The 23,089-nt window shown below is 39.7% G+C and carries 21 protein-coding genes and 1 pseudogene; 4 read left to right on the forward strand and 18 right to left on the reverse strand.

The genetic code is table 11. The features are described 5' to 3' along the window. The first annotated feature begins 19 nt into the window (after positions 1-19). Positions 20-442, forward strand: a pseudogene (arsC, locus tag KIK04_RS22325) (arsenate reductase (thioredoxin)). A 641-nt stretch (positions 443-1,083) separates the two neighbouring features. Here the strand turns inward: arsC and KIK04_RS22330 are convergent. The 10 genes from KIK04_RS22330 to KIK04_RS22375 all read right to left on the reverse strand — a co-directional run bounded on the left by KIK04_RS22330 (position 1,084) and on the right by KIK04_RS22375 (position 12,428). After that, complete coding sequence (locus tag KIK04_RS22330; RefSeq protein ID WP_232275904.1) at positions 1,084-1,641, reverse strand: CGNR zinc finger domain-containing protein; 558 nt, start codon at positions 1,639-1,641, stop codon at positions 1,084-1,086. Position 1,642: 1 nt separating this feature from the next. Further along, the gene (gene pnuC, locus KIK04_RS22335; protein ID WP_232275906.1) at positions 1,643-2,350 is read right to left on the reverse strand and encodes a nicotinamide riboside transporter PnuC; all 708 of its coding nucleotides are present in this window, start codon (positions 2,348-2,350) and stop codon (positions 1,643-1,645) included. Between the two features lie 475 nt (positions 2,351-2,825). Next, positions 2,826-3,686 carry a polysaccharide deacetylase family protein gene (locus KIK04_RS22340; protein ID WP_232275908.1) on the reverse strand — a complete coding sequence of 287 codons (861 nt, stop codon included), beginning with the start codon at positions 3,684-3,686 and terminating at the stop codon, positions 2,826-2,828. A gap of 181 nt (positions 3,687-3,867) precedes the next feature. Next, positions 3,868-4,980 carry a hypothetical protein gene (locus KIK04_RS22345; protein ID WP_232275909.1) on the reverse strand — a complete coding sequence of 371 codons (1,113 nt, stop codon included), beginning with the start codon at positions 4,978-4,980 and terminating at the stop codon, positions 3,868-3,870. Continuing rightward, a complete protein-coding gene (locus KIK04_RS22350; protein WP_232275911.1) occupies positions 4,977-6,440 on the reverse strand; it encodes a HAMP domain-containing sensor histidine kinase in 1,464 nt (487 codons plus the stop codon). The genes KIK04_RS22345 and KIK04_RS22350 overlap by 4 nt, the downstream gene beginning before the upstream one ends. Positions 6,441-6,443: 3 nt before the next feature. Then, positions 6,444-7,142: a response regulator transcription factor gene (locus KIK04_RS22355; protein WP_232275913.1), complete on the reverse strand. Its 699-nt coding sequence runs from the start codon at positions 7,140-7,142 to the stop codon at positions 6,444-6,446. A gap of 328 nt (positions 7,143-7,470) precedes the next feature. Beyond that, positions 7,471-8,688, reverse strand: a complete 1,218-nt coding sequence (locus tag KIK04_RS22360; protein ID WP_232275914.1) for a DUF418 domain-containing protein — start codon at positions 8,686-8,688, stop codon at positions 7,471-7,473. Between the two features lie 188 nt (positions 8,689-8,876). Next, positions 8,877-10,496 (reverse strand): ABC-F family ATP-binding cassette domain-containing protein, encoded by a 1,620-nt coding sequence (locus KIK04_RS22365; protein ID WP_232275916.1) that lies wholly within the window; start codon positions 10,494-10,496, stop codon positions 8,877-8,879. A gap of 148 nt (positions 10,497-10,644) precedes the next feature. Beyond that, positions 10,645-10,797, reverse strand: a complete 153-nt coding sequence (locus KIK04_RS22370; RefSeq protein WP_232275918.1) for a hypothetical protein — start codon at positions 10,795-10,797, stop codon at positions 10,645-10,647. 131 nt (positions 10,798-10,928) lie between these two features. Continuing rightward, positions 10,929-12,428: an MFS transporter gene (locus KIK04_RS22375; RefSeq protein ID WP_232275920.1), complete on the reverse strand. Its 1,500-nt coding sequence runs from the start codon at positions 12,426-12,428 to the stop codon at positions 10,929-10,931. Between the two features lie 127 nt (positions 12,429-12,555). Between KIK04_RS22375 and KIK04_RS22380 the strand changes: the two genes are divergently transcribed. Further along, positions 12,556-13,383, forward strand: coding sequence for a MerR family transcriptional regulator (locus KIK04_RS22380; protein WP_232275921.1), 828 nt, complete (start codon positions 12,556-12,558; stop codon positions 13,381-13,383). Positions 13,384-14,381: 998 nt separating this feature from the next. Continuing rightward, the gene (locus tag KIK04_RS22385) at positions 14,382-15,722 is read left to right on the forward strand and encodes an alpha/beta hydrolase family protein (protein WP_232275922.1); all 1,341 of its coding nucleotides are present in this window, start codon (positions 14,382-14,384) and stop codon (positions 15,720-15,722) included. A 237-nt stretch (positions 15,723-15,959) separates the two neighbouring features. Here KIK04_RS22385 and KIK04_RS22390 read toward each other — a convergent pair whose 3' ends face one another. The 6 genes from KIK04_RS22390 to KIK04_RS22415 form a co-directional block, all read right to left on the reverse strand. Beyond that, positions 15,960-16,973, reverse strand: a complete 1,014-nt coding sequence (locus KIK04_RS22390; protein ID WP_232275924.1) for a hypothetical protein — start codon at positions 16,971-16,973, stop codon at positions 15,960-15,962. 344 nt (positions 16,974-17,317) lie between these two features. Next, on the reverse strand, positions 17,318-18,160 hold the full coding sequence (locus KIK04_RS22395; protein ID WP_232275926.1) for a hypothetical protein: 843 nt from the start codon (positions 18,158-18,160) through the stop codon (positions 17,318-17,320). 332 nt (positions 18,161-18,492) lie between these two features. After that, on the reverse strand, positions 18,493-18,816 hold the full coding sequence (locus KIK04_RS22400; RefSeq protein WP_232275927.1) for a DUF2834 domain-containing protein: 324 nt from the start codon (positions 18,814-18,816) through the stop codon (positions 18,493-18,495). 26 nt (positions 18,817-18,842) lie between these two features. After that, the gene (locus KIK04_RS22405) at positions 18,843-19,397 is read right to left on the reverse strand and encodes a TetR/AcrR family transcriptional regulator (RefSeq protein ID WP_332330022.1); all 555 of its coding nucleotides are present in this window, start codon (positions 19,395-19,397) and stop codon (positions 18,843-18,845) included. 534 nt (positions 19,398-19,931) lie between these two features. Beyond that, positions 19,932-20,402: a DMT family transporter gene (locus KIK04_RS22410; protein WP_232275931.1), complete on the reverse strand. Its 471-nt coding sequence runs from the start codon at positions 20,400-20,402 to the stop codon at positions 19,932-19,934. A gap of 43 nt (positions 20,403-20,445) precedes the next feature. Next, the gene (locus tag KIK04_RS22415) at positions 20,446-20,871 is read right to left on the reverse strand and encodes a DMT family transporter (protein ID WP_232275932.1); all 426 of its coding nucleotides are present in this window, start codon (positions 20,869-20,871) and stop codon (positions 20,446-20,448) included. A gap of 180 nt (positions 20,872-21,051) precedes the next feature. Here KIK04_RS22415 and KIK04_RS22420 point away from each other — a divergent pair, with 180 nt between their 5' ends. Next, positions 21,052-21,690: a Crp/Fnr family transcriptional regulator gene (locus KIK04_RS22420; RefSeq protein ID WP_232275934.1), complete on the forward strand. Its 639-nt coding sequence runs from the start codon at positions 21,052-21,054 to the stop codon at positions 21,688-21,690. Positions 21,691-21,938: 248 nt separating this feature from the next. Here KIK04_RS22420 and KIK04_RS22425 read toward each other — a convergent pair whose 3' ends face one another. Both KIK04_RS22425 and KIK04_RS22430 read right to left on the reverse strand, forming a co-directional pair. Continuing rightward, positions 21,939-22,163: a hypothetical protein gene (locus KIK04_RS22425; protein WP_232275935.1), complete on the reverse strand. Its 225-nt coding sequence runs from the start codon at positions 22,161-22,163 to the stop codon at positions 21,939-21,941. A 167-nt stretch (positions 22,164-22,330) separates the two neighbouring features. Next, a complete protein-coding gene (locus KIK04_RS22430; RefSeq protein WP_232275937.1) occupies positions 22,331-23,044 on the reverse strand; it encodes an alpha/beta hydrolase in 714 nt (237 codons plus the stop codon). Positions 23,045-23,089 lie beyond the last annotated feature (45 nt).

A 23,089-nucleotide genomic window follows, 5' to 3' on the forward strand; every position in this document is an offset into this window, starting at 1 on the left:
TATAAAGGAGAAATACAAAATGGAGAAGAAACACATATACTTTTTATGTACAGGTAACTCAGGTCGCAGTCAAATGGCAGACGGATTTATGAAGAAACTGGGTGGAGAACAATATGAGGTAAAAAGTGCAGGTCTTGAAGCGCATGGTTTGAATCCTAGGGCCATTCAAGTAATGAAAGAAGCAGGCGTTGATATTAGCGGTAATACATCAGATGTCATTGATCCTGAGATTTTAAATCGTGCTGATTAAGTTGTAACGCTTTGCGGACATGCTGATGATCACTGTCCAACCATCTCAAATTCTAATGTTGTGAAATGGCATAGGGGATTTGAAGATCCTGCTAAAACAACAGGTACTGAAGAGGAAATTATGGCACACTTCAGAAGCGTTCGTGATGCTATTAAAGCTCGTATTGTTAAGTTTGTTGAAGAAGGTCAATAATCTATTGTATATCTATTTGTAATGAAACTTGATTACCGCCATTCTTGGAGGACAGTTTTCTCAAAGCAAAAGGGTAACTTTGTGTCGTTTTACATGTGTAGATCTTTTCTCTCATAATTAATTGTCCAATGATGTCCAGTAACATTAAAATACATACTTTAGTGTTACGAAACCGTATTTAGTTTGTATTGTATGTTACAAAACGCAAAAGTTCGTACTTTTATGTTAATGTACATCATACATAATTATTATCCCGCAAGTCACCTGCGTTAGCATGTATACTTATAAAAACTACAAGTCAAGGTGGCCGTTATTTAACGAACGGTTTTTTAATTTCTTTTAAAATGTTAAAACTGTGTGTTAACCCCAAAACGTCTTATTAAACAATGCTATGCGGTAATGTCCTTATTTTCTTGTCAAAAATGGAAATGTCAACAACTTCTTGTCAAATGAAAATGACAAGAAGTTGTTGACATAAAACAAAAAAACTGCATTTTATGCGGTGTGTAATGTCCCTATGTTCTTGTCATCCGACATGTCGGACACGGATGACAAGAAGTTGACTGCATACCTGTGTACAATCTCTTTTTAATAACGCACAGCTAAACTTTATTGTTTGTAATCATTGTCTAACTTCATTATTAATTTTCATTCTCTTTTTTTCGGGAACGGAAACGGCGCACCTTCATAATGTTTCCACATACTTTATCATCGCACCATCTTCGTGATTTATTTTTACTTTGGTCATAAAATACCCAGCCACAATCCTCATTATCACATACCTTAAACCGTGTAGTGCCGTAATTACATAACTTGTCTGCAAAAGACTTGGCGACATGCCAAATAACCAAAAACCACCTTTGTCCACTATAGCTGTACTCAAGGGTAAATTCGTTGTTTTTATAATCCATCCGGACATGCGTGGACATGTCTTCCAGTATGTTGTTCACCTCATTGAGTTGGTCTCTCTGTAGTTCATCACCGTTACTCAGTGTGGATACGATCGCGTACATTTGCTTGCGCAGTGCCTTTAGCTTTTTTAGAGAAACAGTATCTATTGGTGAAGAAGCTTCTAACTCCCATTTCTCTAAAAGTTCATTTAACCATTTCTCATCTTCCAACATATCCCTTTTAATATCTGCATTCTGCCAGTCTACCCGGTCACTATTCATAATGTCTATACAAAGAAACTCCATCATCTCACCCTTCTGATTTTTGCAAATCGTTGTTTGCTGATTTTGTCTGCCATTTGATAATTCCGTAGATATTTATTAAAAGGAAGCCCATCGAAGCGCAAACCATCATAAATGCTCCTTCTCCATTGCTAAGCAAAATCAGAGTCCATATGATTAAATCTAAAATGTTATTGACTAGCCACAACCAAAACGCTTCTTGGTATCGCATGATCATCAAAATTACGCCAAATAAATTGATACAGTTTGTACTTGCATCCAAGTAAGATAGCTGCTGATTCGGAATTAAACTCAACAGATAGCCAAGAATAAAGCTACAACCAATACTTAAAACAATTATAAAAAGTGATGTTTTCAAAGTAAACCTTCTTGCGTTAACCGTGTTATCAGCGTTCAATTGCTTCTTCCATGAAAAAAAACCTATTATTTGAAGCGGCGCAAATATTATTGTGTAAAAAAATAAAATTCCATGCAAATGATTTTTGTACGCTACATAAGCCATCAAAAGGTAATTGATTAAGCCTAAAATGTAGTTAATTCGTTTTCCTTCACTTGCATAAAATGCACCTATCAAACCTGTAGCAAGTATCGTGCCCCCAATCCATAAATCATTGGATAAAAAACCAAAAATGATGGAAAACACAATACATGAAGTTGTGATTGCCATCTCCTTTTTGCTTTTTATTATGCGCACAATTTTATTTACAAACATCATGTAGCCCCCTATTCAATTTTCCACAGAGAAAATTAATCAGTTATTAAAGAGGATTTACCTGGTTATAAAGGTACTATAATACATGTAACCACCATTGTCAATTTTGATGGTTACATGATGGTGTTTTCGCTAAACGGCAAGCTGTCCCAAACCCTGCAACTTCTCACCTCAAGTTACGTTATGTCGCTATTGCTCCATTTCCTTATTTTCCTGCGCGTCCGTCAGCCTGAGCAGATGGTCAATGTTGGCCTTTGTGGTTACAATCCCTTGCAAAGCGTTGGGAATGCCACTATGTTCTTTACTTTCAGATCGTGTAATCGCAACGTATAATCCCCTCACTCTAATACAGAAAAAAAGAGCCGCAACCGCGACTCAAACAAATTTATTTCATACTCCTACAAAGATGTTCATTTCGATTAAATAACAACATCGTGATAAATGATCTGCATAATTTGACCATGTTTTTATAGAATCCCTACAATCTCTCATCTTTATAAAAGTTGGATACAAAATGGTTATTTGGATCATATGCTTCAAATTCATACCCTTGCGCTTTCAATTCATCTATAATGTTCTGCAATTGATCAGCGGTCTGTTTACGGTCGTGCATAAGAATAACTTCGGTTTGTTCTGCCAAAGCACCTGTTATCTCTTGTACAATGCTTGGTGGGTTACTCGCGTATTTCCAATCGAGCGAATCGATCGTCCAGTCCCACATCTTAAATCCCGCTTCCGCTATGTCTCCACGAAACGTTTCGTTAATTTGTGGCGAGCTGCCGTATGGAGCACGAATTAGCGTCGGTTTAATGCCCGTTACTTCTTCCACAAAGCGCTGTGCTTCTGTAAACTCATCAATAAAATTGCTGCTGCCACCGCTCTTGTACAACTTATTATAATCATGCGACATGCTATGAAGCGCTGGGTAATGCCCTTCCTCACTCATTCGTTTTACGATATCACGGTTGGCCATGACCTTATCACCTAACATAAAAAACGTCGCTTTAACGTTATTTGCGCTCAACACATCTAATATATCGTCTGTATACTTGTTAGGTCCGTCATCGAATGTCAAATATGCAACTTTGCGATTGTCGTTGTTCTGCTTAGGGAGATCTTGATTCCCGCTCATACTCGGTGCCACATCTGTTATGACATGTGATACTTGTGGGGATTGCTCGGATTGAATGTGACTATTCGTTCCTAGTAAAAGTTGGCCACCCTTATATATGCCAATACCAATCATCACTATAATAAATAGTAGAAACGTGCGCCCAATCAATTTCTTCTTATTTAATTTGCGTCGGCGTTGTCCTGATACATTGCTTCTTCTCTCCATGGTGCCTAACACTTCCTCTACTAAACTTCTTTGTGTCTCTCCCTTCCAAATATAATGACTAGATGTAGATAAAGTTTGATAGAGATGTAAACAAGTTGTCACACCAAATGAGTGGCTTTGATAACAAAACAACCTTATCCGGATAATGATCCGAAATAAGGTTGTTTGGAGTGAATGGAGGTTATTCAAATTGTAAGATAAATGACTGCTTTGCCGTGGAATCATTTTGCCCCTGAATTAATAGTTTTTTACTGTCGAGGCTCCAGTACATAGTTGTCGGCACAATCCCACGGTAAACAGGTTCATTAGACAAAACATTTCTTCCCCGCAATGCTCCTACATATATTATATTTTCACCATACAATGAGTAAGCAATGTTCTTTTTGTCGTGGGAAAGGCTAAATGAAGACACTCTTTCCAAAATCACGGATAGTGCGCCATTTCTCCGATCATATTCGTATAACTTCCTATCGCTTCCAAGGAATATAAACTGATCGTTACTAGTCCATGCATTCTGCTCTCCTACGGCCGGACGAGTGAACTGTTCCTCAATCTTGTTATCAGTTATTGCTCCCAATAGAATCGTTCTTTCTCCACTTTGAAAAGTATGTTCAGGAAACATGGTAAACAATACGCTGCGGCCATCATCCGAAACCTTAATACTTACGGGTGAATCTCCGCTAGCAAAATCCTTTAATTCAATTATTTTGGAAGTTCGAGACTCCATATCATATAGTCGGAGACTGTTGTTCTCCCTTCCAGAAGGGTCTATCGTTAAGTACCCTAGGTACCTGCTATTATTAGACCAAGATATATCTTGCACGTATATCTGGTTACTGAATTTGGCTATCTTCGTTGCTTTCCCGTCCTTCAATGAAAGCACCTTCAAGCTGTCACCCCTAATGAACGAGGATCTCATTGCGAGATGTTTACCATCTGGAGAAAGAATCATTTGCGGGTCATCCATTTTAATCTCGGACATGATCTGGCTGTGCTCAAATGGATAAGTCAATCGTTTCAACTGTAGTTGTTCTGGCTTGCTTTCTGTCTTGAATGAAGCAACGACCGAATCAGATGAGGACCAACCTAACAATTGACCTGAACTTGTAAATTCATGAGGAAGCCGATAAATATTTTTGACTTGAAATGGACTAGAAGTCTGATCCACCCTATTTATTTGCTCTTTGCTAGGAATAATAATCGTTTCTGTTTGTGGTCCTGAACTACATCCTGACAGCAGCGTAACTAACAAAGGTAGAATCACTGACCATAATATAAAATGTTTATTCGTCATAAGCTCTTCTCCACTTCCATCGTGTTCACACAGTCAAATTCCACCGTAACAATCGTACGTTCATGTTCACTAACCATCGAAATCGTCCCCTTACATTCATCAACAATGGATTTGACAATGCTTAGTCCAAGCCCTATGCTGCCCTTTTCCAAGTCCTTTGAGTGAGCTAAATAGAAGGGTTGAAAAAGTCTGGACAGTTGCTCAGTCTCGATCGAATCGCTTGGATTTTCAAAAATAAAACGGATTTTCCCGTCAACATGTAGTCCCTTCACTGTTAATGTCGAGAAGTTTAAACTGTATTTGATGGCGTTATCAAGCAAGTTAATAAAGAGCTGGCGTATCCTGTCTCCTTGAGCCAATATGATTAATTGTGTATCGATGTCATACGTTAACCTTTTTCTGTATCGCTGTGCTCGAATGGTCATCGATTCACAGACGTCCTGAAGAATAAGTCCTGCATCGACTTTGTCTAACTCATTGTTCGAGATATTGTTACGTGAAGCTTCTAGTAATTTCAATACCATCGCATGCAGGCGCCTGCTTTCTTCGATGATATGATTGATACCCTTATCAAAAAAAATTGGGTCACTCTCACCGTTTGCTCGAATTAATTCGGCATATCCTAGAATCGAGGTTAAAGGCGTCTTGAGTTCATGGGTGATATTGTCGAAGAAAAGTTTCTCCTTCTTATGGAGCTCCTCGAGATGATCCCGATCCTTTTTAATAATATGGATCTGTCTACTGATTTGATCGATCATGTCATTAAAATTATCAGCTAGTCGACCAATCTCATCTTTTCTTTTAAACTGGATACGAATATCCAGATTTCCATTTTTCACGTCGTTGGAAGCCTGAGTAAGTTTGCCAAGCGGGAGCGTAATGTGTCTTGAAAGAATATACGAAAACAAAAAGGCAGCCGCGAAAATCGCAAACGTAATGTATAAAATGAGTTCCAAGATTTGACCGCTTTGTTGATAAAGCAGGCTGAAATCTTTAAAAAAGCGTAATATACCGACTTTTGATCCATCAATGACAACGGGATAAGAAAAAAGGACGGAAGTGCTATTATCATCATAAGTAATACTGTAGGCTGTCTTTCCATGAATCGCCTCTTGTAAATCATTTTTATTTGACTGTGTAAACTTGGATTTGTCCGAAGCATATAGTAATTCCCCATCGACTGTATAAACGCCGACGATACTACCAGTGGCATGATTCAGGGTGTTTCCCATTTCTTCAGCCATCTCGCCAAAGTATAGTTCATCACTCGTAAAATGATTAATGAGGAACGCTTGACGTACGTACACATTGCTATTGCTTTTAAGTCCTTCTAATTCTGATGTAACGATATTTTGATTATTTGTCCGAATGAGCTCTTTAACGGTGTGATTAAGCACAAGAAAAGAAACAGAAAAAATGAGAATAAATCCTACAAGAAATTTAATGCTGATTTTATGCATTACTTATCCACCCGTTTTTTTGAACTTGTATCCAATTCCGAATACAGTAGTAATGAATTCGGAAGCATCCAGCTTTTTACGAAGTCTTTGTATGTGAGTATCAACAGTACGGGTGTCTCCGACAAAATGGTATCCCCATACGATGTCAAGCAATTCCGAGCGAGTGAAGGTTTTTCCTTGATACCTAATTAATATCATCAGCAAATCAAATTCTTTAGGCGTTAATTCGACGGTTTGCTTGTTTTTCTGGACGAGTCGTTCATCTGCATAGATTTCAATATCTTGAACACAAATGACGTCTTGTTTTAGCTCGTCTTTAGGACCACTGTTTGCTTGGTCAACTCGGCGCAGAATCGTTCGGATACGTGCAAGCACTTCACGAAGATCGAAAGGTTTTGTAATGTAATCATCCGCACCGAATTCAAGACCTAGGACTTTATCTGTTATATCTGATTTCGCTGTAATCATAAAGATCGGAATATTATATTCTGCGGTCACCTTCTTGCAAATATCCAAACCGCTAAAGTCAGGTAGCATCCAATCAAGCAACAATAAATCGGGTTGAAACAGCTCGAGTTCTCTCATTCCTGCTGCTCCATTTGTCGCGACACGCGTTAGAAATCCCTCTTTTGAAAGTCCGTATGCCAGTAGATCCGCAATCGGAGTATCGTCTTCGATAATGAGAATTTTGGCGTTATTCATAATAGCTCCTATCTCTTTGCTTGTACGAATTATTGTACGAATGCGTGATATATTCCATGATACTGCTACTAATGTTAAAGATTTGTCTATTTATATGCAATTCCAATGGATGGCAGCAAGTGAAGTGTCCCGTACTGCAAACTCTTCCACCTGTTTCCTTCAATGAACAGCAAAGAGGAGCTGTCCATACACAGCTCCTCTCAATCGAATCCACTTAGCTTGGAGATCCGTGGGGTAAAGTATTACAAGTGCCTCCCAAGTTTGAGGAAGAGTGTCTTCTTGGTGTCTTCCTGTAAAGTTTTGAGCCCTCGCGAGGACGACCGTCTACTTACTTGGAGGCTTGTACTGTTCGGGAAGCACTGAATGCCTGGTCAAAATGTCGCATCAATGACTCAAGTGGACCATTGGGCAGCCGTGCGATCAACCACCCAGTCGCTAGCGTTGCCACCACAATGAGCAGGTCACTGAAAGGTACTCCCTTAAGACCATTTTCGATCCCTGCGTGTCCGAGAGACCACTTCACGATGAACTGTGCCGCATACATCGTCAACGCCACTCGTCCAACTGCTGCGAAAGGCACTAGCACGGAAGTGATGTTCTTCGGCACGAGGCAGATCAGTCCTAATACGAGAAGGGCGAACCCTAGCCCAATCAGCGTTTGAAATGTCGTCGCAGTGTGCGGAGCTGCATAGAGAAGCATGTGCCACAGCGGTGGTTCCGTGTTGAGCGGCCAAATGGCATACAGGTCAGGCGGCTGGTAGCCGGTAGTTCCGGCACCTTGAATACGAACGAGCCACGCCTCAAAGGAAGGGCGTAGTTCAGGAAGAACGAAAGCGTCCAGTGCCTTACCACTTACGAACATAACAACACCACCGACCGCAAGCGAGAATGCAGTACGTATCTTGGTGAGATCAAGGCGCCCGATCGCCATACCTGCGACGAAAGCAGGGGCAAGTGCGAGCGCAGACATTGGGCCGCCCGCAATATCAGCAAAAAGGTACGCTTCGGATAAGAGACTCATACCAAGAATCATCAACGGTGGGGCTATTACGGTCAAAGCGACTGCTGTCGTGACAAGCACACGTGTTGAACGATTAACCAGAATCAGTGCCAGCACAAATATTGCCGCATAGGCGGGCAAAATCACCCCGAACGAGGTATTCAGCATAATGAGCAGATACCCAATCACATCGATGAACACCGCGCGAGCAAGCATTTTTGCTCGGAACGAGGTCGTCTCCGTTTCTCGATCCTTCAAGCGTTGCGCCATGATCGAGTAGGAAATGCCGCCACAGAGTACAAAAAGTAGCGTTGTGTTCCCAGAGACGATATCTCCAATTCTCTCGTTTTGCCCGAAGTGCTGCAAATACATCCCTATGACTGCCAACCCCCGCGCTGCATCAAGCGCTACAAGACGTCCCATTGATTTACCTGCAACCTTATTATTTCTCAGTCTGTTATTTTGGGAAGACACTACATTCTCGTTGTGTGTTTCCGTTCCATATTCACTACCAGACTCGTCCAGCAGCTTGCTACTAGCTGACAATCAGTATTCCTCCTCTAAATGGCTATTTCTTTAGGTGTGTGTGCCACCATGCATATCTCACTATAGAGAGGAGATGTCGCTAAAGTTTGATCAAGATGTAAACGAAATGTCACAACGAGGAACATCGCTTCTATTTGAATGTGAAAATAAAAATCGATAATGGTAGACCCTAATTTCTGTACAACATTTTATTTAACTTCAATATAATCATCATAGTTACCGTTATATAAATTAGCCCCCGCTGGAGTGAGCTCTAACAATTTATCAGTTAACTTATTAAGAAAATAACGGTCATGAGAAATAAATAACATGGTACCCTCATAACCCATAAGCGCTGTTTCCAACACACCTTTACTGAATAAATCGAGGTGATTTGTAGGCTCGTCTATTACTAGAACATTGGCTTGTTGTAACATAAGCTTAGATAATGCAACACGTGCTTTTTCACCACCACTAAGAGAGGAAATTCTTTTGAACACATCTTCACCAGTAAATAAGAAATTTCCAAGTACGGCACGCACTCTAGCCTCCTCTATATGAGGAAAAGCATTCCATACCTCTTCTAGTATAGTGTTATTAGGAGATAAAGTAGCTTGTTCCTGATCATAATAACCAATAGTAACGCCATTCCCCCAATTTATCGTTCCACTCTCTAATGTATAGTCGCCCAGTAATGTCTTAAGTAACGTCGATTTCCCAATGCCATTTGAACCAATTAAGGCCACCTTCTCACCGCGATATAAGTGAAAATTAATATTTTTCAATAACGGCCTTCGGTTGTTTTCTACATCGATATAGATACTTACATCTTTAACTTGTAATACTTCTTTATGTGATGATTTTTGTATTGAAAATGACATTTGCGTTCGCTTTAGATCTTGGAGTGGCTTATCTATGCATTGAATCTTTTCAAGTTGTTTTCGCTTATTTTTTGCACTTTTGGCGGACGTTGCCCTAGCAATATTACGTTGAATATAGTCTTCCATTCCTGCAATTTGAGTTTGTTGCATTGCATATTTCTTAGCATGAAGTTCTCGGTCTTTTTCTTTAGTCTCAACATATTTCGAATAATTACCTGTGTATCGTCGAGCTATCGTTCGTTCAATTTCATAAATAACTGTTACAAGTGAATCTAAAAAGTAACGATCATGGGAAACAACGAGAACAGTACCAGGATATGATTGCAAATAACCTTCTAACCAAGATAAAGTAGCAAAATCCAAATGATTTGTAGGCTCATCCAACATAAGCAAATCGGGTTGTTCTAACAGTATTTTAGCTAGAGCAAGTCTTGTTTTCTGACCACCGCTCAATTTCTGAATCAGTGTATCCGATGGAATATCTCCGAACCCCATTCCGTGTAAAATACCACGAATCTTCGTTTCAATTTCATAGCCTCCATGTTGTATGAACCAATCAGATTTATCTGCATAACGATTTAAAGTTCTTTCATATTCCTCAGTATTATCAATTAAAGAAGGTTCACCCATTCTCTTCTCTAACTCTCTGAGCTCTTTCTCGACTTGTATAAGATTAGAAAAGACACTTAACAATTCGCTCCAGATTGTATTATCCACTTGTAGACCACTATCTTGACGCAAGTAACCAACTTTTATTTCTTTTCCTATATAAAGTTCGCCACTATTGTAAGGAATGTCTCCGGCAATAATTTTTAACAGGGTTGATTTTCCAGCACCATTAACTCCTACTAAGCCAATTCGTTCACCTGCTTCAATTTTCATGGATATATTTGAAAGAACAAATTCACCTGAATAGCTTTTACTAATACCATTTAATTGTAGTAACATGTCTATCACTCTTTCTTAATATTTATTTTTAGTACATGCTGTTGGCTAGGAATCCACAAATACATCTCAACTTTTCCTCCTTTAAAACACAAAAAAGGCGCCAAGCAGAGCCCGGCGCCTAGTCATTATATCGTTCTATAATCAAATCTTACAAAATCATTTCAGCAGACTTTGCTGAAATAAGGATGCAAAAAGCTTCCTGATGTTTTCCTAAAAAAGGACAGACTGGTCCCTTTACAAGGAAATCTACAAATAGTATTACTTCTTTTTCCAACATTACATTTCTGAATACAGCTTCCATCTCTTTTTGCCTCCTTTCATACTTGATTATATTGTTAAGCAATACACTACATGTTTATCAATAGTGCAACTTTTATCATATCATTTGAGAGTAAAGAATCATCCTTTCGACCAAAATAATGCGTTTATTGACTATACCTCAGCAGATTCTCTTTTCTTTGAGCGGGCTCCAGCCAAGTGAATGATTAACGAAGCCACCACCAAAAATGCGGTTACGCCTGCAATAATAACAAGAAAGGATTGCTCAAAAGCAGCACGGCCTACCTCTTTCAACGTTTCTGCAGCCTGTATAGGCAAACCCTCTGCAACTAAAAGAGCTTCATCCAAGCTGTCACTCACAATAGGAGGAACTTGGAGTCCGGCGGGAATTTTCATAGACAAGGTATACACTAGGGTTGACATGCTTCCGATGATCGCAATCCCCGATGCTCCCCCAATCTCATAGGCAACTTCCTCAATAGACGCAGCCATACCTGCTTTGTGAGGAGGGGCGTAGTTCATAATGGAATGAGATGCTGCTGTCATACCTGCCCCCAAGCCTGCACCAAGGAGAGCTAGCCCAAGAATCTGCCCGTTACTGCTTGATTCAAACTGCATAAGAAAGATGCTCATTCCCAGAGCGGCAATCAGAAGTGAGACGCTCTTAATACGGATAACATCAAAGCGATGCAAAATAGTTCCGGCCAGTGGACCAACAATGAGCGCTGCTAACGGTAAACTTATCGTAAACAATCCGGCTTGGAGAGGGCTCAGACCTTCTACAAGTTGAAGACGCTGGATCACCATATACTGAATCCCCATCTGTGCAAATGTACCCACTAAGGCGGTGATGAATCCAGTGGAGAATCTAGTTATTTTAAATAAAGAAAGATCAATAAGGGGGTTGGTGCTATTGTTTTGGCGACGGATGAATATAATCAGTGCCAAGACGCCGATGACAGCACCTATTATGGCGAATGTTAGGGTTCCTTCACGTCGAGCAAACTCTTTGATTGAGTAGATAATTCCCACCATAGCAATCATGATCTGTACAGAGCCGATTAAATCCCATTTCTTGTCTTTATTTCCCGCATGTTTTGGAACATAAATTAGGGTCAATGCAATTGCTAAGATCGCAATGGGAAGGTTAATTAAAAACACAGAGCCCCACCAGAAACGTTCCAGAAGAAGTCCACCAACGATAGGACCTAGTCCAGCGCCTCCGGAGGAAACGGAGCCCCAAATACCGATTGCCAATGCAAGTTCGCGCTCGTTTGTAAATGTAACCCTAATGATGGACAATGTAGCAGGCATCATCATGGATGCACCTACTGCAAGAAGAACTCTTGCCACCACCAATACAACGGGTACGGGAGAAAAGGCTGCAATTACGGAAGCAATAGCAAAAACGAGCAAACCTAGTGTAAAGATTTTTTTATACCCCAAGCGGTCCCCAAGGGTTCCCATTGCTGGAAGCAGACCCGCCATGACGAGCGAGTAGCCATTCAAAATCCATAATTTCTCTGACGCGGATGCACCAAGATCATGGGTTAAGCTTGGCAATGCTGTATACAAGATGGTCATATCCATCACAATAAGTAAAAGTCCACTTGATACAATAGCCAGAATGAGCCAGCGTTTGAATTTAGACATGTTGTTCCTCCGTTTATGCAGTTTAAAATACATTGTATGTAAGACAATAAACTATCGGGTAACCCTATAGTCAAGCATTTAATCAAGTGGTAAAATACTTCCTAAGAATTGTAACGGAGGAATGAAAATGTCAAAATTTCATACGCAGTACTTTACTACCAGTGAGCTCGCTAAAACTTGTGGGGTTACCAAGCATACCCTTTTCCACTACGATGAGATTGGACTATTGAAACCAGAATTTATAAACTCAAAAGGCTATCGTTTTTACTCCATTCAGCAGTGCTATGTGCTTGATATTATTAATGTGATGAAGAAGGCGGGAAGCTCTTTAAAAGAGATCAAAAGATTTATTAATAATCAGAACACGCCTCTGTTTATAGAGCTACTCAAACAGAAACAGTATGATCTGGAAGTGGAGAAGATTAGAATAGAACGTATGCTAAGCCTATTGAAAGGCGCCATTGAAATGACGGAGTTTGCCAAGGGAGAGTTGCACGATGGGCCATGGCTGGAGGAATGTGAGGAGGAGTATTTCATTGCCACCCAATTGGAACAAGGCGATGGTGATAAAGAATTTGCTCACAAATTAACCGAACATCGGGATTATTGTGAAAAAAACTTGATTGATTACGAATTTCCGATCTGGACAATTTTATGTAAGGATCGCTTGGAGTCAGGTGAATATAATGCGGCGGATTATACTGCAAATAAACTAAAGTCTCGGATTTTGGGAGATCGAATAATCAGTAAATCCAAGGGACTCTATGTTGTCATGAATCATAAAGGCTCATATGAAACAATGTCCGAAACATATTCCACTATCAAAAAATTTATAAAGAATAACGGGATGGCTATATACGGAAATGCGTACACAGTGGATTTGCTCAGCTATTTCACAGAAAAAAATCCAAACGACTATGTCATACAAATATCGGTTGAGGTTACTAGAGTGTAAAACGCTACTTTAGAATAAACTGAGCAATAATGATATCAAAAGACTTAGACTGATAGTACTCCCCTCTAAATGGTATTTTCATAGATTGCACTAACCTGTCTGTTTGAATTCCTGTAGAGAGAATAATTCGATCTTTGCAAAAAAAGAACGTCTCGGTCAGGTGAGATTGTAGTTGTTGATGCCATACTTGACGTTCTTTTAATTCAATTTGTGTTAGCCCAACTGTTTTTTCGTTCCCAGTATAGCTTCATGAATGCCTTAGTTCTCAATGTGATTGCGCAGCGAATTTGAAACCTCTTTTGTACACCCTTCTAGGAATTGACTCCAGTTTTGAAAATAAAGTTTTAGGCATTGATTGCTGATGTAGTAGGCTTTTGGAGACAGAAAATCGTTAACTCATGAAAAGTAAGTCCTAAACTGATGACTATAATATAAGGTCCAAAGAGACATAGCAGTGAATGATTGTTTTCATTATTTAATTGGTTAAAAAACAAGAACTTGTATGGTTTGCCGATTAGCTTCCCATTTTCCCCTACATGCAATAAAGGATGGACTTCAGAACATTGAAGACCATCCTTTATTCTTGCTGCTACTTCAAATGCCCTACATAAGTCGACGCACATAGCATTCAACATATTTTGCTTCTTCTTGAAGTCACTGATTATCTGGATCACTATAAATCATCATTGCCACGTGTTGAGGTATGAATGGTCTATACTTAACATCTCTCGTTCTTCTATTACTACACTTAGAATCTTGTAACAATCTTGATGTTGATCGACGATCCAACGCGCGGTCGATAGCCCTAGCCCTAGACCCGCTCCATGCTCCCCTCTATTTCTAACTAGCTGACTGTCCATGTCGAAATAGGAGTAGAACCCCCTCGACTTCCTGCACATTTACCTGCCAATGAAGGGGGATTTGCTGTAGTAGAGTCTAATGTATTGGAAGCAAGTATTTGCTCACACAAACCTATCGTTGAAATGGAGAGTTGCATTATGGAAGTAAAGCTTATCGGGAAACGTAAATTTTTAGTGACCATTATGATATGTTCATTGTTTATCGGGAATAGCGTAATAAACGCGTTTGGAAGCAGCCCTTCCCAGCAAGAGCAACAATCAGCAGTTGCTTCCCAGCAATCTAAGGATCTGACGACTTCGTCTAAGCAGACAGTTGTAACATTCCCTGCCCTTAAAGGCCCATATAAAGTGGGGACAGAACATTTTCATTGGGTAGACAAATCTCGTCCGGAAACATTTACGGCAGACAAGTCGGATCATCGCGAGCTGATGATTCAAGTCTGGTATCCTACTAACGCATCAAGCGCCTCTCATAAGCGCGAACCTTATGCAACGGATCCAACATCATTGGCAAAAGCATATGAAGGCTACTCTAAAATTCCTGCTGCTCAATTTTTACCCTTGCTTTCATCTACTACTCATTCTTTGATCAAGGCACCTATTGCTGAATCGAACCAAAAATATCCGGTACTCATCTTATCACATGGCTTGGGGATGCTTAAAGATACATATCGATTTATTGCAGAGCCACTAGCAAGCCAAGGTTACATCGTTGTAAGTGTTCAGCATACGTATAATTCGTTAGTAACTACATTTCCTAACGGAAAAGTTGTCAATTTCAACGGCGCTAATGGCGACAATACCTCTTACTTAGATCGATTAATTACCAAAGTATGGGTGAAAGATATTCAATTTGTATTAGATCGCCTAGAACAACTTTCAGAGAAGAATAGCTATCATATTTGGAAGCAGGCTGATCTGAATCGATTTGGAATGCTCGGTCATTCATTCGGCGGTGCTACAGCTGCTCAAGTGATGCTGCAGGATGATCGTGTAAAAGCTGGCATCAATATGGACGGTGGCTTTTTTGGCAAATTGATTCCTGAGACCGGAATACCAGGTCCATTTATGATGATGAATGCTGGCTACGATGGATTGAAAAATTTAGAAAGTATTGATCCTAAGCAGGCTGCACAAGCACAGGGATTGGATGAAAAAAAGATGACCGAGATGTTGAAACATGTGATTTCTCGCTATAAGCAGGCAGTACGCTCTAGTTATTCCGTATCATTCCGTCATGCAGACCATAGTACATTTTCAGACACTCCGTTAATTACCTTTCCATCTGCACCGAATGATGCTGCCAGATTACAGGCCGTGTATCGTACTCACAGCAGTATTAATGCATATACATTGGATTTCTTTGACTATTTCCTAAAGGGTAAGCCAAGTAAGCTGCTCAATGGTAAAAACAAGATCGAAGATGTAAAGGTAGAGATTGGAGAGCATGTCAAAACCAAACCTGCATCTTCCAAATAACATAAATCTAACTGGAACCTTCTCGGTAAATGACCGGGAAGGTTCCAGTTAGGTTCATAAAAAGTACACATCGCCCAAGGATCATAAGCTCCAAGGGGTACATACCCCGCAAAACATATGTCGCATCCCCTATACTGTCGCCATGTCGAACATCAAACCAATCTAACTTACAAAAATTACGTAAAATTTCGAATTGCTTTTTCATCAATGTGGTACTTAGACTCTGTACATGGTTGATTAGAGGCGAACTACGCGACGATAATGCAAGTATTCGGTACGGTCCTCCCATTGCAGTTCTTCCTCATAGGGGTCGCGATAATAGGTAGCTACAGGAAGATAGCCCCATGTGACGCCCATTCCGCCGCAGATAAGCACACCACCGTCCCCGCCTTTGCCACGCACGAGTCCTTCAAGCGATACGGTCAGCTCCTGTTTGTACGGATCGCCAAGGAAGTGCAGCCCCATGCCGCTACTCTTCTCCAGATCAAAAGGTCTATCGCTCACTACCGGTTCGCCCTGCTCTTTCTGCTCACGATCTGGTTCTCCGAAGTGCCTAACCTTTATGCGATAGTCAAAGCTGTCGCCCCAAGGAAATATTGTTCGACAACCTCCACCGTACACATATTCCCATTCATCTTCTGTTAACACATCAATGCCATCGGGCAGTTCATCTTTCGCCCACGCCTGCTGGCTGGGACTGTCAGCAAATAACCAGATGCGGATACGCCCGTCCTCTTTGTCCAATCGGAAAGACTGATGCTGCTCATAGGAGCCGTAATTCGAGGTCTTGATGCGTTCAATCGCCTCCAGCACATCGCCGTCTTCTGCCGGATCCAAGTCAGCTAGTTCCACCTCATACCAGGCGACAGGGCGGGTTTGGCGCTCAATCAACAACGGGCCGATATCAACCTCTCTCACAGGCGACATTTGCTGTCGAAGCACATGCTCCAGCTCCAAATCCGTAGACTCTCGGTCTAAATCCTTCAGGCCGCTCTCGAGCTCTCCTTTCGACTCTTCATCCGGTCCGATTTCCCATTGCGCCCAGCCGAGTGTGACCCGGTCACCAGGCACATATACGAACTCGCAGCCTTCATACATAAATATACCCGTTTCCAGCCCAAGGCCGAACCGCTCGAAGCGTTCCATTTTCAGAAACGCGAAGCCTGCAGGCAGACGTGCATTCAACTTGCGCAACAACTTCTCCTTACATTCACTTGTATGTTTATTCCAAGTCGCTCGATCCTTTATCACGATTTTCTCCCCTCTTGTTGTCTATATTTGATACGCCCACTTCCGCATCGAGCACTTCTACAGATGAGCATCATACATTATTTACGGGAAATCATGCCCATGGCTCTCCACTTGACTATGACGCTTTACGACATTGAACTTGGTTTTCGACCTGTTATAATAAATGCGTCGATGATAGGAATCAGGGACTGCTATCCTAGGAGGGATCACGATGGTAGAATGTTCCCGCTCCGATTGATATAGCTGATTATAAAACTACTTCCGCGTCTGAACATTTTCGTAATTTGATAGACCTACTTTCAAGTTACTCTACTCTAATCTAGTATAGTTTCTATACTTGCGCTCTATTTTGAAAAGGTGCTAAGTAAAGACGGCCATACGGAAATTTTCTCATGGCAGGATGGACATAATGTTTCCCCCGCTAAATAATACAGATGCCTAACCAATGTTTGCTCCCCGATCACTTCCGCCCGCTCCACTAATGTTCGTATTTCTTCATCTGCGAATGATGTGACCGGGACGATCACATGGGATTCCTGATCAGTGTGAAAGACGGGATCTTGTTCATAGGCTTTAAGTGCTTCGATTTCTAAAGAATTATCTTCATGAGGCCAGATGAATACATCATTTTCGCAGGCCGGACACACGGCCACATACTCATCACCGTCAATAAAAGTCATCAACATATCGGCAAGCATATACGAACCTCGAAAAGCGGCATCCGCAACAAGAATATAACGTTTCTCCGTCTCATCGATGGAATGACGGGCTGTATAAGTGAATACTTCCTTTGTAAGCGCCTTGAGTTTCCCAATGGCCTCTAAATATTCACGATACATTTCAGTGCAGACAGAGCTGCCTACATCTTCAGCCAATTCAGCCCAAGATTCTGGAAATGGCTCCTCATCGTGCCCATCACGGCTTGCCTCGATTATACCGCAATTTATAAACAGATCATTGCGCACTTCAGCATCAGATGTAGAACATGCTATTTGTGCCAAAAACGGCATCGCTGCATATGTAGCCGTATATATCGTATTTTGATGGTACAAGTACTCTTGAAACATTTCATCAAAAGTCTCCTGACTATATTGCCGCATTAGCTGCTGCAATAAAATAGAAACGTTTTCTGCAGAACTGTACGGTCCTGTCAGCTTTCCCCATATATCGCTATTCCACTTAAGCAAGCTTTCCCTCCGTTCATAGTGACTGCGAAATTAGTTGATTTAGTTGGCGTTAAAGATACAATATTCCTTGCAGGTACATATAAATAATATAAGCCTTTAGATAGTAGTTGGTTCAGTTAATTTATTTGAACAGAGTCAGTTGGTAATTTTTCATCGGCTGACGTAGTCCTTGATATGGGTTTACTTTTTGCTTACACATATTAAAGTGTACTTAGTAGTTGCTTTCCTTTGAGTAGTACTGATCGGATTTGACTAAAACGTAAAAGGAATAAAACATATTCACATCTCTTTTTTCTAGAGCATCTAGACCATTAAATATAGAAGGCATTCAATTAAATTCTTATGTTTTTCTGGCGCTCCCTCATATACAAAAATAAGGGCAACGCGAGCGAGACACCAACAGCCAAATTTGCGATTACGTACACCCAGAGGCGTTTCATACTAAGCTTTTTTTCCTCGATCAAAATGAAGTACCATAGTACGGCAGACGATACGATGACATCCATAGCAAAAAAACCGGATATTTTGTTCGCAAATAATTGGTTTAGAAACTCTTTTACATCGAATCCGTGCGTTTGGAGGAACGGAATAAAGTACGAATAAGGTAGTACGGTTCCTAGAATAGCTAATAATAAATAACCATGTTCTCTCTTCATACAAGTTCACCCTCGTCTTTTGAAATTCACTTGCCTTCTCGACTAATTACCCATTCAATAGCTTGCTTGGCATGCAACTCAAATAACGTCTCTCCTCCGTCAAAATATCTTAGAAGCAGCAAACCGTGAATGATAACAAGGAGAAAAGAAGCGTCTTCCCGATTCGGGACAATCCGCTGAAGCATGGTAATATACTGTTCTACCGCTTCATGCAATATGTTCCTATATTCCGCTGCAAGATCGGTGCTTCGGTAATAATCGATGATGAATAAAAATTTTTGAGTATAATTGTTCTCCTGCTCCAGCACATACTGGAACAAATGTCTAAGCCGTTCCTCCAATGTATTGCCCGAAATATCAAAATTACTTTGAAAGATATCCTTTGTTGTTAGATGACGAACCATCTGCTCGAACAATTGTTGCTTATCAGGAAAATAATGATAGATTTTTCCTGTTGAAACACCCAGTTGCTTGGAAATTTCCCGCATGGTCAATGAAGATATAGCTTTGTTGGCAAATAGGTCGAAGCAGCGTTCTAGCAGTTCCGTTCGAAATTGTTCATGATCAATTACTTTTGGAATTGTTGCACACCTCCATTTATAGTTACTGACTGTTTTTTTTAATTATTATATAACAAACGTTCGATATAAATAAGTGGTTTACATTAATAAATTTGATTTCAAGTGAAATGAAAATACAACTAACACTCCGGTAGAGCGCATCGCTGTCAGCGAAACGTAATGATATAATTAGATCGACAACATACCTAACAGAATGCGGGCCGATCGTTCATATTTCGTAAATCGTGATAATCACAAACAAAAAGAGTCCCACTGGCACCTTTTGTTCTACGAACATTAAAAAATCCCCGTTTGGGGATTATAATAACTTCTTACGTTCTTCAATACCTTAGCTATATCTATGATACAAAAATGTCCATCGTCTACCGTATAACTCGAGCCATATTTTTGATGTGTCCTTAATTCACCAATACATTTATCAGTGAGCCACGCTCCACGCTATGGCTTTACCAAAGGATCTTTTGTAGCCCAAAGAGATTAAACGTGACTTTATTAGAATTAACGGAGGAAGTCTGTCGCGATTGCAGCATTTCATCAACTTGCATAATGGCTTGTCTCATTTTCGGACCTAGGGCTTTTATATTTAAACACTAAAACCCCGCATAAAATGATACTAATTCCTGCAAGTTTATTATAACTAAATGGAACTTGTTCTAATCCCAACCAGCCCATCGAGTCCCAAAAAAGAGCTGTACCAAGCTGAGCAGTTAGCACAATTGATATTGTGAGAGTAGGCCCAAGTCTCTTTATGGCTTGCACAAGAAAAAATACAACGCCTACGCCAATAACTCCACCAAACCAGTACCAAGTTTCCAATTGATCGAGTTGAAAGCTGCTTAATCCTCCTATGAGTAAGCTTACCGTCAATGAGAAAATAAACCCCATAAACAATGAAATTACGGTCGTTGTCCAAGAACCGGTTTTTTCATTTATTTTATTATTAAATACGGTTTGTAAGCTGATTGCTGCACCTGCAGCAGCAGCTAATAAAATGCCTATCACCACGATATATCCCTCCCCTAAATCATCTCACCCTATAGCAATATGTTTACCATTGCATGATGAGGATCCCTGTTATCATCATCCCTATCCCTATGAACTGGGGCACGTACAGCTTCTGTTTTTTCAATCCAAATAATCCCTTGGCGTCAATCAGAAATGCCATAACGATTTGGACAGTTAAAAGTACCGCCATCGTTAATGTGACACCAATACTTTGTATGGCCGTAACTTCGTTAATAATGATGACAAGCCCAAACGCTCCTGCGAATAAATAAGGTAATTTCACTTTCTTAATCTGGGTATAACTGCCGTCTCTTACGAATAATAAGATGAACGATGCTAGGATAAATGCAGTAAAATGAGTAATGGTGATCGTCTGAAGAATTCCTATATCTTGGCTAATTCTAGAATTAACGACCCCTTGCAGTGTAATACATATTCCTCCAAGAAAAGCATAAATAATCCCCTTCATTTTAAATTCACCTCATCCTTTTTTATTAAGATATACATCGCGTTTTACATTAAAGGACATATGTCCTTCCTTCTCTCAAGAGGATTGGCCAGACCTCCAATTCCTAATTGGCTTTATTATATAAGTGAAATTATAATGAAAATAGGTCAAATGACCAAAACGTAAAAAGAAGGTGGAAAGATGAATTTAAAAGATATTGTTAATAATGCACCAGAACATATTAAGAAAGAATTTATTCATAAAACACATAAAAAAGGCAGCCTTATCATTCATGCACATGAACAAAATAATTATCTTTACATTTTGACTACAGGTAGAGCAGAAGTGTATAGACAAAGTTATGTGGGAACGACGCTTTCCTTATCTATTTATGATTCATATAGTTGTTTTGGGGAGATAGAAATTTTTAATGAAAGCATTAAAACATTCGGTGTTATTGCAAAACAAAATTGTGAAACGATAGCTATCCATAAAACAAAGGTTTACGAATGGATGAAAATCGATTTTAATTTTAATTTTTACTTGATTAAACAACTTGCCTCAAAATTAGTGTTAAGTTCAGATACCGCGGCAAGGTTATCTCTGCTTACAGCTAAAGACCGTATTTTATTAAGTATTCATAATCACTATAAAGTCGGTGAATTAGATAACCTTACAAAGCAAATGTTATCAAGTGAGGTCTGTGCACCAATTAGAAGTTTAAATCGTTCAATAGCTCAGTGCATAAATGAGGGTTTAATAAATTATAAAGATAAAAAATTCTCTATACATTCAATTGAAGAGATCGAAAGAAACCTTAAAGAATTGTTGCTAAGTTAAAATGGGGAACATTTCTTAATCGAAAAAGTCTCATGTCTAGTATGCTACCATTCAATTAAAACAAAAAACTCTCTTATTTAAGAGCCGCTATTTTCACAATTACTCAAAACAAAAATTGAACTGCACTCCAATGAACAATAAAAAATCCCCGTCTGGGGATTATAATCATTTTTTGCGGTCTTCAATACCTTGGTTATAAATGTTCAATGTTGTAGCAAGATCAATTGTTGTACACTCTATTCTCTCAACTATTTATTCTTCTGCTTTGTAACTTGCATACCGCCGATGATCAGCATAATAACCCCAATTACTGCTAGAATAATCCGGACTACTAATGGACTCAATGTAAACAAAGTTTCACCTTGCCAGTGCAATCCGAACAACCTTTCATTCAGCCCCACAATCGCCATTAATGGCTTAAGAAACAAACTCAGCACTAATAATCCTATCCCCCAAATAATATTGCTATTCATTGATTCAAAACCTCTTTTCCAATTAAGATAAATGAAGATTAGTTCACAATAAGGCGATCTATCATTGCCTTTCTAGAATTTTATCCGATTTAGTAGAACTTATATAGATACTTGTCTACCTCGATCCATCAATCTATCTGTCTTATACAATTCTCATGCGTGGTCATTTATTTTTGTTTTTTTAACCAGTCCAGTATTACTTTTACTGTTTCATCTTGTTGAGCCTCAGGAGTGATTAAACTAGCATTGTCCCCATTTTGCTTACCATACATACCAAAATTAGCGTGATTCCCTCCCTTTATCATGTGCATGGTTGTATTCGTTGACATTAAGTTTTCTTTATTTTGTATTTCTTCTACAGTGGCTAAGCCATCTACTTCACCATAAATTGATAACATTGGAATTGATTTTGTAGAGAAATCATCTGCTGGATAAGAAGCTAAAAAAATAATACCGTCTACCTTTTTTTCATGGTGAAATGCATACCTAGAAATCATGGATCCACCCAGTGAATGCCCAACAACATACCATTTTTGAATTTCAGGGTATTTTTCAATTATACTGTCCGCTGCATTCGTTCCAAGTACCGCCAAATTTAATGGTAATTTAGGCATGACAACAAAATATCCATTGTTCTTAAGATCTTTCCCCAAATAACTATAAGACTCTACTTCTACCTTTGCTCCTTGATAAAAAATAACCCCTATTTTAGCTTCTTTCTGTTCAAACACTAAATTACCGTCATCTTTACTATGTTCGACTAATGAGGAAGCCTCCTCGGTTGGTTTATAAGTAAACTGGGACCAAACGATAAAAATAATAATTCCCACAAGTAATATACTTAGTACAGAGTACGTAGAAACTTTCAGCCATTTTTTCAACCTATATGACCTCCCCAAAATGATTACATTCTAAACTGAATGATT

The organism is Paenibacillus sp. 481, assembly GCF_021223605.1.
Classification (GTDB): domain Bacteria; phylum Bacillota; class Bacilli; order Paenibacillales; family Paenibacillaceae; genus Paenibacillus_B.

Coding starts and splice junctions, on each gene's coding strand:
- KIK04_RS22330 (WP_232275904.1), bottom strand. CDS start 1,641: ATGATGGAGTTTCTTTGTATAGACATTATGAATAGTGACCGGGTAGAC.
- pnuC (WP_232275906.1), bottom strand. CDS start 2,350: ATGATGTTTGTAAATAAAATTGTGCGCATAATAAAAAGCAAAAAGGAG.
- KIK04_RS22340 (WP_232275908.1), bottom strand. CDS start 3,686: ATGGAGAGAAGAAGCAATGTATCAGGACAACGCCGACGCAAATTAAAT.
- KIK04_RS22345 (WP_232275909.1), bottom strand. CDS start 4,980: ATGACGAATAAACATTTTATATTATGGTCAGTGATTCTACCTTTGTTA.
- KIK04_RS22350 (WP_232275911.1), bottom strand. CDS start 6,440: ATGCATAAAATCAGCATTAAATTTCTTGTAGGATTTATTCTCATTTTT.
- KIK04_RS22355 (WP_232275913.1), bottom strand. CDS start 7,142: ATGAATAACGCCAAAATTCTCATTATCGAAGACGATACTCCGATTGCG.
- KIK04_RS22365 (WP_232275916.1), bottom strand. CDS start 10,496: ATGTTACTACAATTAAATGGTATTAGTAAAAGCTATTCAGGTGAATTT.
- KIK04_RS22370 (WP_232275918.1), bottom strand. CDS start 10,797: ATGGAAGCTGTATTCAGAAATGTAATGTTGGAAAAAGAAGTAATACTA.
- KIK04_RS22375 (WP_232275920.1), bottom strand. CDS start 12,428: ATGTCTAAATTCAAACGCTGGCTCATTCTGGCTATTGTATCAAGTGGA.
- KIK04_RS22380 (WP_232275921.1), top strand. CDS start 12,556: ATGTCAAAATTTCATACGCAGTACTTTACTACCAGTGAGCTCGCTAAA.
- KIK04_RS22385 (WP_232275922.1), top strand. CDS start 14,382: ATGGAAGTAAAGCTTATCGGGAAACGTAAATTTTTAGTGACCATTATG.
- KIK04_RS22400 (WP_232275927.1), bottom strand. CDS start 18,816: ATGAAGAGAGAACATGGTTATTTATTATTAGCTATTCTAGGAACCGTA.
- KIK04_RS22415 (WP_232275932.1), bottom strand. CDS start 20,871: ATGAAGGGGATTATTTATGCTTTTCTTGGAGGAATATGTATTACACTG.
- KIK04_RS22420 (WP_232275934.1), top strand. CDS start 21,052: ATGAATTTAAAAGATATTGTTAATAATGCACCAGAACATATTAAGAAA.
- KIK04_RS22425 (WP_232275935.1), bottom strand. CDS start 22,163: ATGAATAGCAATATTATTTGGGGGATAGGATTATTAGTGCTGAGTTTG.